The following is a 13680-nucleotide window of genomic DNA, read 5'->3' as shown; positions in this document are numbered from 1 at the left end:
TAAACTTATCATAAACACAAATTTTCATATCGCTTGTGATGAGATTCACGCTCCAAAGGATAGGATTTTATTGCAATAAAAAAGCGCACTGTCTTGCGAGATAGTGCGCTTTTTACAAAACTATTTTCTTTTAATTGAATAAGCCTTTAAGCAGCTTATCTGCGATATCTTTAGATTGATCAGGTTTAACTTTATCCCCTAACAATTTTTTGATTCCGCGCTCCGCTTCTTTCTTCGCTTTTTGCTTCAGGACATCATCGAAAACCAATTTGAATTTGGGATCTGCCCACGCTCCTGTGATCTGCACAGGGATCGTAACATCTTTCAAGTCATCGATAGTTTCCCCGCCTTGCCCTTTCAAAGACCCAACAATCGAAGTACGAATCAGCATGTCTACATTTTGCTTGATATAGTTGGCGTTTCCTTTACCCGTAATACGCAGCAGTGGGGATTGCATGTTGAGATTGTCTGTAGATACAACGCCTTTATTCAGCTTCAACGTGGCAGTCATTGCAGAGAAATCGGTTTTCTCTACGTTTTCTACCGCGGATACGTCCTGCCCTTTAAACTTCGCATAATTCGTACGAATAAGGTGAGGTAAGTTGACACCATACACAGCACCGTCCGCAAAGTTGATTTTTACCGTACCTTTTAGGTTTTCTTGTAGCGCTGTAGGCTTCAAGCTTTGACCATTTAACGCCAGATCAATATTGCCCGTACCTTCTAACAAGTTGTTATCGATAACATCGATCATCAGGGGCTGTACTTTTACCCCTTTCACTCCACCATTAATACTATAAGAAGGCGCGGACTTTCTTGCATCCAACCTTGCTTTGGTCGAAATACTTCCTTCGTATAAGTTGGCACTAAAACGCGAAAGATCGAGAACACCATTTTTCAACGTGAACTGAGTCGTGACCTTTTGCAATTTCGCATTGTTCGCTTTGAACTTATCAATAACCAGCTTTCCTTTCGCATTAACTAGTTTCAAAGCACTCAAATCAGGTTCAACTTCTGGCGCTTTAGGCGCTTCTTTACCCGCAGATGTATCATTACCCTCTGGGGATCCACCAGTACCGGACTCTTTCGGTTGTGTATTCAAGCCAAGGAATGCGTCTAAGTCGATATTCGGGCTATGCAAATTGAAATTGACTTGAGGGATCGCAGACAAAGTTACACTGGCGTCACCGTCAAGTTGAATGTCATTTGCTGTCAGTTTGGTTAACGCCAATGCTAAATGACTTTTCTTAACGTCAAATGTCACACCTGCATCTAAGTCTACTTTCATTGGTGATTGAGGAAGTGCATCTCCTTCTAGGTTGTTTGATAACTTAATTTTCTGCACTTTAATCTTAGAAATGGCTTTGTCGATAACTACGCTCAATGCGCCCTCTGAATCCACTTTCAATCCTGCTAAATCACCAGCAAGTTTGTAAGAAAGATCGTTAGATTTATCAAAAGCAAACGTCGCTAAATCCAAGCGAAATTGTTCGACCTTGTTTGTTGGGTCACTGAACGAAGCATTAACACCTAACTTACGCAGTTGGTAGTCTTGAAAGTCTTCTGAAAGGAAGAATTCGGTTCCACCTTTAGCGGCGAAATTCTGTTGTTGGTTTTGTCCACTCACATCAAATTCAATGCTATTCCACTCTCCAAGAGCAAAAGCGGGCAGAGAAAGTGTTGCCTTAGCGTTTAGCCCTAAAGATTTATCTTCCACTCCTGCATCCAGATCGACGTTTCGCAATTCATACTGTTTAAGATCTTGAGAGAGTTGGAATTCCACTTGCCCTTCAGCAGAGAAACTCTGTTGATTCTGTGCTCCTGTTACATCAAATGTCAGCTTACTCCACTGGCCAAATTCAAACTCTGACAGCGAAGCATTAGCATCACTCAGTGTTAACAGGCTTCCTACTTGCTTATCTGATACCGTCACTTTTGCATTGGAAATGGTAATGCCAGCAACAGATACTTGCCATTGCTCAAGTGCTGAAGGTTCAGTACTCGTCTCTGGGCTTTGGGAAGTTGGAGCTGTTTCTGGCTGGTTTTCAACTTTGGCAGAGTCACCTTGACCAGATTGAGTAAGAGCATCCAGATTAGAACGCCCATCTTTTAGTGTTTCTAGCGCCACTTCCGCACCATCAAGAATCACATTACCAATAACAAGTTGATTGCTTAGTAGCGGTGTCACTTCAATGGCTAAGCCCACTTGGTCGACTTTTAACAAATTGGGTGATGAAAAGCCTTCTGGATTTCTTAATTCTGTTTGACCAACACTAAACCCCAAGCTAGGAAAAAGTTGCCAACCAATATCCCCTTCAATCACTAGTGTCATTCCAGTATTCTTCTGAACCTGTTCGACAATCATGGGTTTAAATTGGTTGGGGTTAACAAAAATAATGAGGGCAAGTAGAGCAACAACAATCAAAGTGATTGGTACTGCAATGAAAAGAAGTAGCTTCTTCATCCTGGATTCCTTGAATCTGCGACCGGAGATATATTTAAATTACCTCAAACATACAAAAGTGGCGCATAATGCGCCACTTTTTGTTATGAATTTTTTCCGATTTATCAGAACTTTGACAATCCTGAGTCACCGCACCGCTTAGCTTTTTAGTAGTTTGGCTATATGTGCTTTCAAAACGTCAATCGCAATTCGGTTCTTGCCGCCACGAGGAACAATGATGTCGGCATATTGCTTAGAAGGCTCAATGAATTGCATGAACATAGGACGAACCGTGTCTTGGTATTGCTTAAGCACAGATTCCATAGAGCGACCACGGTCTTCTACATCGCGTTTTACGCGGCGAAGTAAACAGATATCTAATGGTGTATCCATGAAGACTGTCGCGTGCATTAAATCGCGTAAACGTGGATCCGTAAGAAGAAGAATACCTTCCAAGATGATCACTTTTTTAGGCGTTAACGACGTTGTAGTCGCTGTGCGTGTATGTTCTGGGTAACTGTACTCGGGTACTTCTACCGCATTCCCTTGAATCAATTGCTCTAGGTGCTTACAAAGCAAATCGTGATCAAGCGCATTTGGGTGGTCATAATTGGTTTTTTCACGCTCTTCCATGCTCAGATGACTTTGATCTTTGTAGTAGCAATCTTCCGTAATCACACCAATATGATCGTCACCGACCTTCGCACGAAGTTCGTTGTAGATTGTACTCGCGATTAAGCTCTTTCCTGAGGCAGAAGCGCCAGCAATTCCCACGATGACGCATTGATTGTTATTAGACATGTATAGCACCTGATACTAATTTGGTAGCTGAGTTGGGTTAAACCGCCCGATTATAGGGAGATACAATACTTAATACCAGTATAGAGTGTCGAAATTATCATTAATATCTATTGATAATAAGCATTAATATGCATGGTTGTTTGGTTTTCAAGCAGAGTATTCTAAGGTGAGGCTTTTCAGTGAGAAACATTGTATTGATTGCATAAGAAGAACTCATTAGCCGAAGCATTTTAAACTCTTCGGCTAACGTTTCATTTTGAGACAATATTAGGGAAATTGTTACGAATTCGCTTTAGTGAAGATGCCGCTGTATCGCCCATTAAAGCCGTAATACGGAAGTATAATATATCGAATATCATCATTTGAGAAAGTTGAGGCGTTATCATCCCCAACTCATGATGACGCTCTTCATAGGCGAAGGACAGTGCCAGATCTGACAATTTGGAAGTAGGTGTTTTTCCATACCTTGTTATTGCAGCAATCTGACATCCTCCCGCTTGGGCGATCTCCAGTGACTGAACCACTTCTTTCGTTTGACCCCGCGTCGTAAAAGCCAACGCCAAATCTTTATCCGTCAACATACTTGCGTAGGCGCGCTGCACATGCGTATCGGAATTAAACAGAACATTTTTGTTGATTCGGATAAGCTTTTGGTAGGCATCAGACGCCACAACACCAGAAGAACCAACGCCAAACAATGCTATTCTTTCAGCTTGCACCATAACGTTCGCTAAGCGTTCAAGCGTTTCCGGCTCTACAACCTTGATTGAATTCTCGACATTTTTACTAAAAAGGTATCCTGCTTTCTGGATAATGTCTGAGGGAGAATCATCTAAACGTACATCATTGTATAAAATCTCACCGACACTGTGTTTTTGTGCGGCTAAGTACTCTAGCTTGAACTCTGAATATCCTTTGTAGCCTAAATTCTGCGCAAATCGAATAACTGAAGCATTACTCACATCACATTGATTACCCAGCGCTACAGCACTTAGAGTGGATATATTATTTTTTTTGTCGTTTAACAGAAATCCAGAAATTTTCTTTTCTGCATCACTGCCGTGTACGGAAAGCATTTCTAACCTTGGAATAAGATCTGACATAAAGACGCCTGAAATGGTACCTGAGCCTAAAACATGTTGGTTAACATCATAATCAATATGCTCACACATATCACGCTTAGTGTGACCAAATACACAGTAGCTTCCGAGAACTGTTTAAGCAAACTCGTTGCGATCGGAACACCAACAAAGGAACCTAGAACGAGCATTAATGCCGTCGGAATATCACTTTCTCCACCTTGAGCATAAATAAACGAAGTGCTAGAGGACAAAACTAAAGCAATAACAATTGATGACCCAACCGACTTTTTAATACTGATGCCGAGGTGGCTGTTCAGAACAGGCAGTAACAAAATACCTCCTCCAACGCCTGTCGTTCCTATCACTAAACCACAAAGCCCCCCAGATAAAACAACTCGCTGGAGAGATCTATTTTTCTCCGAACATTGAGGGATGTTCCGTTTCTGAATCGATAAATATTTATTCACCAACAGATAGAGTGCAAAAAACATGACAGCAACGATCAAAATTTGGACACTATTGGAAATCAACAGGTTGTACTCTGCGTGACGATTTAGGTGTATTACAGCATATGCACTGCCTACACCTGCGGGGATCGCACCAAGCAAAATACCCCTTACACTACACCAGTCAACGTTATCCGCCTTAATGTGAAAGATACTGGCATTGACCTTAACTAGCGACGCGATCAAGCTAGCCGTTCCTACTGATAAGATTGGTTCCATACCAAAGACAAACTGAAGGAGAGGAATGATAAGAATACCGCCACCAACGCCTGTTAGCCCCATAGCTACCCCAAGTATCAAACCGATAATAAGCTTAAGAATAGCCGTGTAAAACGTGGCGTCCTCAAGTAAAAATTGAACAAGTTCCATTCATGAAAACCCTGGATGCTAATGTTTTTTAATGAACTTATACCCAAGTAACCTAAAGGTGCCTAGTTCAGCGACGTCTTTGTATATGAGAATCAACTGGCTTTCAGACAAGCCACAGATTCTGTATCTGCAGCTTTTGGTTAAATAAACAGGCTTAAGGAAAGTAGGCTAGATGCCTTCATCTACGTCTGTCACATGCGTCTGTTTCTCTAGCTCATCAGCCAATCGAGTCAGACCATTGTGACCACAGGTCAATGCGGTTTGAGCAAACTCCGTTAGTTTCATCTCGTCTCGTTCAAGCAACATCTCTACACACAGTTGAAGGTTAGTCCCTGAGATAACTTCAACATTATCTCTTTCAAGTGCAATCTGTGACGCAACTCGGAAGGGGCTCCCTCCAAGTAAATCAGTCAAAAATACAACCCCCTTGCTTGTATCCAATCGCTCTAAGTCACTCAACATCAATGCCTCAAGTTCTGGCACGGAAATGCCTTCCACAAAATCGATGAAAGAGAAGTTTTCCTGAAACCCAATGATTTGATTTACCGCTTGCCCCAAACCGGAGCCAAAACAGCCATGACCCACAAGAATTACCGCTATCATTTGTTGCCCTTATAAAATTCGAATAACAAATGCGGGTGGTATCCCGCACAGGTTGATTGATATTGGTTATAAAACTCCGATGTAGTGGCCACCAATACCGAACAAAATCATTAAGAAAATAATCTTCGTTGGCGAAAGCCCTTTCATGAGTAGTCGATACGTCAGTAGTACAAACAGTACAGGAAGGATATTTGGAACGATCTTATCCAATAAATCGGTTTGGATGCTGAATGTTGTCTCTGCATACCCTATTGACGCTGTGGTTTTTAGTTTTACGAATTGCGCAGACATTGCGCCAATTACCATGATACCTACGATGGTTGCGGAGCGTGCCATTGCAACGGTATGATCTTTAATCTTATCCAGTGCTTTAAGGCCTGATTTGTACCCGTAATTAAACAGCGGAATTTGAATACTCAGACGCGTCACATTTAGCAGCAATAAGAAAAATATTGGAGCCAAGTACACATTATCTAACGCCAGTGATGCCGCAATAGCCGCACTAATGGGTTTCAACGTCAGGTTAAACATGGCGTCGCCTACACCAGCAATCGGTCCCATGGCCGCTACTTTAAAAGCGCGTATGGTTTCTACTTTTTGCTTGCTTTGCTCCATTGCCAACACCAAACCTAAAATGAAGGTAACGAGATAGGTATGGGAATTGAAAAAATCCATATGCGCGCGCATAGATTCGCCCAAGCGTTCTTTTTGTTTGTGGATATGTTTTAAGCCAGGCGAAATAGCCCAAAGAAACCCACATGCCTGCATTCGTTCATAATTGAATGATGCCTGAAGAAACAACTGGCGCCATAATATTTGCCTTACCACTTTCTTTGGCAATACATCTGTATTCGCTACATCTTCAGCTGATGCTTGCGCGTTTTGAGAAACTTGGTCAGTCATTTTAAATACCTCCGCCTTGATTTTGGTCGTGTACAACAGCTGGTTTACTCTCTTCTATTCTCTGGCGCGTCATGTAATCAATAACGGCAATACAAGTTGCAAAGATAGCAATAGCTAACACAGGAAGGTTTAGGTAGGTCATTGCAGCAAAGCCAGCGACAAAGTATGGAATAAACGCTTTCTTAAACATAATCTTCAGCAGCATTGCGAACCCGAGAGCAGGCATCAGACCGCCGGCAATTTTAAGACCAGCGATGATCCCTTCTGGAACATAAGAGATGATGGCGTTAGCCACTTCTTCACCAAAATAAACTGGAAGCACAGCGGTTACGAAATAAAGGGTACCCAAAGAAAGCATTCCCAAATGGTTTATACGGGCTATCCCTTTATCATCACCTTGTGAGGCCAAACCATCCGCTTTGTGCATCAAACCTGAAAACACCGTAAATTGAAGTACGATCAATTGCTGCATTAAGATGGCGAAAGGCAGTGCGATCCCTACGACAACCTCTGGTGCAAAGCTTCCTTTTACCGCAAAAGCAGTTCCAACTATCGCACCAATTGTCACGTTAGGTGGCTGGGCACCAGCGATAGGCACGAGCCCTAACCATGCGAGCTCTAACGCAGCACCTACAGCAAGCCCAGTCTGGTAATCTCCTAAAATTAGACCGACCACTGGTCCCGTGACAATTGGGCGACCAAAATAGAATTGTCCACTATAGAAATCGACGCCAGCAAAGGCCGCCCATAATCCTATTAATATGATTTCAAACATATTTATCCCTTATATGCTTCGTAAAGTTCAAATATGTCCAACTTTTCCTCATGGGGCATTCGTTGGACGGCAAAATGTACACCTAGCTCTTTCAGCCGTTTGAAAGCCGTCATATCATCGTTATCCACAGAAACGGTGACATGAATTTGTTTTTTACCTTCTGAATAATGCATATTGCCGATGTTGATATCGTCGAGAGGCAAACCTCCCTCGACTAGACGAACCACATCCTGAGGTGTCCTCACAACCAGAATGATGTGCTGTTCCGGGGAAGCTTTATGGATTACATCGATTGTTTTTTGTATTGAAAAAAAGCGTACCCCCATGTTTCCCGCAGACATCGTCATCAGGTTTTGTTGGACAGCGTCTTCGGCCACGTCATCGTTTGCAATGACGATTAGGTTAGCTTTGGCATGGTGGCTCCAGGCTACGGCGACCTGACCGTGCAGCAATCGATTGTCGACTCGCGTTAAGTTGATACCCATTAGATGTTCTCTCTTCCTTGTTTCTGTTTCTTAATTATTGGTCATAATTTTGCTTGGCAATCAGCAGTTGTTCTTCTAATGTCTGAAACTCGTTCTGGATACAGGTCAGTGCCTGCTGATATGAAATATTTCCCAAACACATTAGCGCCGCAGCACGTGGGCGATATTCTGCTTTTTCTAAAAAGGCTTTAGCATCGGCTAAAGGAATGTGGCAAGTCGAAGCTACAATGTTTTCTGCCCGATAAATCAGCTTTTCATTGTTGGCGACGAGATCGATCATTTGGTTGTTATACACCTTGCCAAGACGAATCATTACGGTAGTACTGATCATCCCCAACAGCATTTTTTGCGCAGTACCACTCTTCATGCGAGACGAGCCATTCAACACTTCCGCTCCCACGTCTGGAGCAATGGCTATATGCGCTTCTTTCTCCATCGGGCTGGGGCCACGTGTACATATAGCAATGGTCAAACACCCCAACTGGTTGGCGTACTCCAGTGCAGACAAGCTAAAAGGCGTTCTCCCGCTCGCGGAAATTCCAATCACGACATCTTTCGATTCGAGATTGCGCTCTTTCAGGTTTTTTATTGACATCCCTTCATCATCTTCAACATCTTCTACCGCTGCCAACATTGCGTCTAACCCACCAGCTATGATCGACTGAACCAGTTCTGGATTAGTGCCAAAGGTAGGGGGACATTCGGCACTATCCAGAACGGCCAGACGACCACTCGTACCGGCACCGACATAAAAAATTCGGCCACCATTGAGTAGCTGCATATAAATTGCGTCAACGGCTTTTTCGACAGATGGCAGATGTTGCTCAATAGACTCAGCAACCGTTTTGTCGTAGGCGTTAATAGTTTTGAGAACTTCCATTGTGCTTCTTTTAGAAAGATCAACGGTGAGTGAATTAATTTCTCTTTCTATCAGCGCGTCGATATTGCTATCTCGCATAGAGATTTTCCTTACTTAAAAACAAACCCTTCAATGTAATGAAAGTATATTTACACTCAAAATACATGTAACAAAAGAACATTGAGATTTTTATTAATATAAATGTGACTTATGTCATAAAGGTACATTTATATCTTCTAATTATGTAATGATGATACATAATGGCAAATGTAGCTGCTTATACCCGTTACAGGGTTGGGTAGTCACAATGCGGATTCTCGTAAACGACAGGTAGGGGGCACTTAGGGTGGTGTTCGGGAATTAAAGTCCAATCATTTTATCCCGTAGCAGAGGGACAAGGTGAAAAACATGAAAACACTATGTGTATTGAAAAAAAGCACGCTCGCTATTTTTTTAGGGCTTGCAGCTATTCCAACAGTAGTAGCAATGACAACAGATGCCCTGGCCGAGGTAAGTGCGCCTAGTACAAATGAAGCCGAAATTCTCAATGGGGTTGCTCAGAAGATGGCTGCCTATATCGATGAGAATAATGAACCAACCAGCGATGTAGGATCCTGGTTGATCCCTGTATCAGAAGGAGGACTATTTGATCCCGCAACGGGGCAATGGTCAGATATTGACTACGTATCTTCAACCAGAGCAGCACTGCCCGTTCTTGAGCATCTGGATCGGCTTTTAGCACTGGCACAGTGTTACACCAACACTCAATGCAATCAAAATTCAGAGCCGGCGCTTCTTTCGGTCATATCTGCAGGAATGCAGCAATTCGCCGACGCACAATATAGCCACCAAAACTGGTGGTTCAATTATATTGGTATACCCCACCCAGTAGGCGAACTTCTGGTATACGTTAAAGCTAACAATATACCTGTCACTCCCTCCGCTTATCAGGCTTTGGTTAACGCAAAATATCTGAATGCCAGAAGTCACTGGAGTTACGGACGCGGAGCAAATGCAATAGACATAGCTATAGCAAATATGTATAGCGGAGTGGTTCGAGAAAACTCAGAGAGACTAAGCTACTACAGCAATCAGGCATTGAATGAAATCGGTCGCTCGGACATAGGAATCAATGCAGACAAGAGCTTTTTTGCTCACGGACCGATGCTCAACACTAATTCATATGGTTGGGTACTGGTTATGCGAACCTTACAGGTTGAATCGTACACACGTGACTACTATTCAATGAGTTCAACCAGCCAAAACGCGTTAGAAAGTTTTATGGATCAGGGGATGTACCCTACATTTCGGGGTCGATACCATGATTACTTAACAGGTGGACGTGGTGGTGTTTCGCGTGAAAATAATCTAGGTAGAGGATTTTCAACAGAAACGCTAGCGAGGTTGAACCCCGACAGGGCAGCACATTTCCAACTGGTGAACCAGGTAACAAGCGGGCAAACCTCTTCAGATCAAATGCCTTATCGAGGGGTCAAAGGGTACTGGAATGGTGACTACCTATTAAAAAATGAGCAGTCATATCAATACTCCTCTTTAACTCACTCAACAAGAACAATGGCTATTGAACAGGGAAATGGTGAAAACCTACTGGGATCTCTGATCTCTATGGGTTCTCACTCGATCCGAATATCTGGCGATGAATACTACAATATTTTCCCACTTTGGGACTGGCTGAAAATACCTGGCGTCACTGGTCGACAAGGTCAATCTATGAATCAGGGCTGGAATAGCCGAGGGATTGCTTTTTCCGGAGTAATGTCAGCGGCTAACAACGCCATTATGGTTCATAGCCAGAACAAATTTGGTGTGACAGTAAAGAAAGCAAACTTTGTATTTAGCGATGCTATCGTTGCCATGTCATCAGACGTTACCTCCGTTGAAGATGGTCAGGTAACCACTTCGCTTGATCAAAACTGGTATCGCAGTGGGGTGACTATTGGACTGACTAATGGCGACTCCAATACGATGACTAGCGGTACACAAAGTTACTCAGGTGATCAGCTGTCATACCTGCTCCATAATGGCATCGCTTACTTGCCTCTAGACAACAGCATGTATCACGTCAATGTGGAAGAACGTACTGGTCAATGGACCAGAGTGAATGCATCACAAAGTGATCGCGACATCACGGGAACCGTGTTTACCAGTTGGATAGATCATGGTAATCGCCCAACTAATCAAACTTTCAGTTACGCCATTTACCCTGCGCAAACAGCTGCGTCGGTATCCACGCTGAATCCCCGTGATCGGTTCGCAACTTACCAGGAAGGAGACACGCTTGTCGCGTATGATCAGCGAGACGACGTGTTACAGCTAGTCCTAAGAGAAGCCGGGCAATGGAGTAATGGTGATTTTACCTTGGTTTCTGATAAGCCTGGCATGTATATCGTAACCAACGCCAGTTCTGCTCAGCCTACGTTGTACTTTGCTGACCCCAATCAAACATATGGATCCGCTTCAGTTAGCCTTTTTAACTCGTATGGAGGCGCATCTGAACAAGTGTTGGCACCAAACTACCAACAAACAAATGTATCATCGGTTACTTTGAACATGGGGGATATAGCAGTACAACCAGACTTAGTTATAGATGCTTCAGATGATACTTTTGTTCGTTTCGGCAGCTATTCAAATGATAACTACGGCTCTTCAAACAAACTGTCTGTTAAAGCGGATTCGAATTCATCTTATCGTCGCCACGTACTTCTTAAGTTCCCGATAGATCAAGTTAATATCTCTGCTTTGAATACCGCGACACTTGAACTTTCTGTGTTCAATTCTGGAAGCTCGCAACCTGTTGTCGCATACAAAGTAGATGACCAAGCGTGGGAAGAGTCATCAGTGACGGCTAATTCAGCACCAAATTCAGGTGATCAGATTGCCGCAGAAACGAACAATAACGGAGTATTCAGATGGGACATTTCTCAAGTGCTTCGCGACGCTTCATCTCAAGGACGAGCAACCATCAGCATTAAATTGCTAGTAGCAAACAGCGGTCAAAGTAATTGGATTACTTTTAACAGTAAGGAAAGCACAGAAACAGGACCTGTCATTAACATTGATTATGACCCTATCGTTGAACAAGTTAACGTTGTTGAAGATGCTTACATTCAGGGAGGGAGTTCAGCCAACACTAATTTTGGTCAGGATGCACGCCTAATAGTAAAACTTGACCCTAATTCATCGAGTTACACTCGTGAGAGTGTGTTGAAGTTTCCTATCAGCCACTTGAATTCTTCCGCTTTAAATCTGGCAGAATTGTCTCTTCAAGTGAAAAATATTGGTCAAGCCATGACACTTCGGGTAGCGGAAATCGACTCAAGTTGGAGTGAAGGTGATGTGACTTATAAAAATTTGAACAGAGGGACATCTAATCCGATTGCGTCAAATCTAACCACCCAAGATCAAGTTGTTTCGATCAATATTACTGATTTAGTTATAGCTGCTCTTGAACAAGGCAAAGAACAAATCTCATTGAGGCTGTACAGTCTAGAACAAGGTGGCAACAAATATGCGACGTTCTACAGTAAAGATAGCGCTTTTGAACCACCAAGGTTAATCATCTCAAGCTACTAACCTCAAACAACCAAATAATGCCCCCGAACCATCTTCTGATTGGGGGTATTTCTATCAAAGTTTAGGCTAAATGAGGTTTGAAAATGTAAAAAGCGACATTACCCGTTGTAGTTACACTGCCACAAAACTTATTGCATCTGGCTTGGCTTTACCTTGCCAATACAAACGGCTTACAACGGTTTCAGCTAGCAAGCGATAAATATCGGAATGAGGTGATTCAGGGCGAGATACAACAGTCGGCGCACCATTGTCAAGATCTTCTCTAACGGAAATATGCAGTGGAATTTGTGCCAGTAGCGCCAAACCAAACTCTTGAGCCATTTGGCTTGCGCCACCATCACCAAATATATGTTCTTTCTCACCACAATGGCTGCATATGTGGTAACTCATATTTTCAACCATGCCTAATACAGGTACATCGACCTTTTCAAACATAGCCGCCCCTTTTCGTGCATCGGCTAACGCAAGATCTTGCGGAGTTGTCACTATCAAAGAACCTGTCACTGGAATCTGTTGCGACAACGTAAGCTGAATATCACCTGTTCCTGGTGGCATATCGATAACAAGATAATCCAAATCCGGCCATTCTGTTTCGTTAAGCAGTTGGGCTAACGCTTTAGAAGCCATGGGACCACGCCAAATGGCGGCATCGGCCTCATCGACAAGATAGCCAATTGAGTTGGTATAAACCCCATGAGCCTGCACGGGCTGCATCCATTTATTGTCTCGGACATCCGGCTTTTTCCCTTGAGTGCCCAGCATAATAGGAACGGAAGGACCATAGATATCCGCATCCAACATTCCAACCTTCGCGCCAGAAACACTGAGCGCCATCGCCAAGTTCACGGCTGTCGTTGACTTACCTACGCCTCCTTTAGCAGACGTAACTGCGATGATATTCTTAACACCTTTTACTTCCGCTAACACGGTGGTTTGCATCGCTTTTACGTTACCTACGATGTTGTATTCAAAAGCAGGTATAGAACTGGATTTAATTTGATCTTCAATCCAATTTTTCAGGCTTTGCTGCAGCGCTTTATTGATAAATGGAATCTCAATCTTAATCACACCACTCGCCAAAACAGACACAATTCCAGGAGTCTGGCTCCATCCATCGATCAGCATTGGATGTCGGTATTGTCCTAGCCACTGGCACAGGGCTTCTTTTGATTGAAATTGTTCCATATTACCTCCAATTATTTTTGTCCATCCTAACACTTCATTCTTTCGCAAAGAACCCTGAAAAAACTAGGATATACG

The 13680-nt window shown here is 43.1% G+C and carries 11 protein-coding genes; 1 reads left to right on the top strand and 10 read right to left on the bottom strand.

Translation table 11 applies throughout. From position 1 onward, the window contains the following. Window positions 1–130 precede the first annotated feature (130 nt). From LDO37_RS05450 to murQ, 9 genes are all read right to left on the bottom strand, one after another. Entirely contained in the window at window positions 131–2464 is a 2334-nt protein-coding gene (locus LDO37_RS05450) for an AsmA family protein (RefSeq protein WP_126609837.1), read from the bottom strand. Between the two features lie 138 nt (window positions 2465–2602). Continuing rightward, window positions 2603–3244 (bottom strand): uridine kinase, encoded by a 642-nt coding sequence (gene udk, locus LDO37_RS05445; RefSeq protein WP_101113618.1) that lies wholly within the window; start codon window positions 3242–3244, stop codon window positions 2603–2605. 251 nt (window positions 3245–3495) lie between these two features. Next, on the bottom strand, window positions 3496–4347 hold the full coding sequence (locus LDO37_RS05440) for a MurR/RpiR family transcriptional regulator (protein ID WP_185829937.1): 852 nt from the start codon (window positions 4345–4347) through the stop codon (window positions 3496–3498). A gap of 26 nt (window positions 4348–4373) precedes the next feature. Then, entirely contained in the window at window positions 4374–5201 is an 828-nt protein-coding gene (locus tag LDO37_RS05435; RefSeq protein WP_126609839.1) for a sulfite exporter TauE/SafE family protein, read from the bottom strand. 168 nt (window positions 5202–5369) lie between these two features. Then, entirely contained in the window at window positions 5370–5804 is a 435-nt protein-coding gene (gene agaF / locus LDO37_RS05430) for a PTS galactosamine/N-acetylgalactosamine transporter subunit IIA (RefSeq protein ID WP_126609840.1), read from the bottom strand. A 66-nt stretch (window positions 5805–5870) separates the two neighbouring features. Further along, window positions 5871–6707 (bottom strand): PTS system mannose/fructose/sorbose family transporter subunit IID, encoded by an 837-nt coding sequence (locus LDO37_RS05425; protein ID WP_126609841.1) that lies wholly within the window; start codon window positions 6705–6707, stop codon window positions 5871–5873. A gap of 1 nt (window position 6708) precedes the next feature. After that, entirely contained in the window at window positions 6709–7482 is a 774-nt protein-coding gene (agaW, locus tag LDO37_RS05420) for a PTS N-acetylgalactosamine transporter subunit IIC (protein WP_126609842.1), read from the bottom strand. 2 nt (window positions 7483–7484) lie between these two features. Next, window positions 7485–7967, bottom strand: a complete 483-nt coding sequence (gene agaV, locus LDO37_RS05415; protein ID WP_126609843.1) for a PTS N-acetylgalactosamine transporter subunit IIB — start codon at window positions 7965–7967, stop codon at window positions 7485–7487. 34 nt (window positions 7968–8001) lie between these two features. Then, a complete protein-coding gene (murQ, locus tag LDO37_RS05410) occupies window positions 8002–8925 on the bottom strand; it encodes an N-acetylmuramic acid 6-phosphate etherase (protein WP_126609844.1) in 924 nt (307 codons plus the stop codon). A 309-nt stretch (window positions 8926–9234) separates the two neighbouring features. Between murQ and LDO37_RS05405 the strand changes: the two genes are divergently transcribed. After that, window positions 9235–12420: a CBM96 family carbohydrate-binding protein gene (locus LDO37_RS05405; RefSeq protein ID WP_126606748.1), complete on the top strand. Its 3186-nt coding sequence runs from the start codon at window positions 9235–9237 to the stop codon at window positions 12418–12420. A gap of 111 nt (window positions 12421–12531) precedes the next feature. Here LDO37_RS05405 and apbC read toward each other — a convergent pair whose 3' ends face one another. After that, window positions 12532–13605: an iron-sulfur cluster carrier protein ApbC gene (apbC, locus tag LDO37_RS05400; RefSeq protein WP_126606747.1), complete on the bottom strand. Its 1074-nt coding sequence runs from the start codon at window positions 13603–13605 to the stop codon at window positions 12532–12534. Window positions 13606–13680: the final 75 nt, after the last annotated feature.

Origin of the sequence: Vibrio penaeicida (assembly GCF_019977755.1) — a bacterium.
In the GTDB taxonomy this organism is placed as follows: domain Bacteria; phylum Pseudomonadota; class Gammaproteobacteria; order Enterobacterales; family Vibrionaceae; genus Vibrio; species Vibrio penaeicida.
Note: the sequence above shows the minus strand (reverse complement) of the source record. Positions and strands in the feature narration are given on the sequence as shown.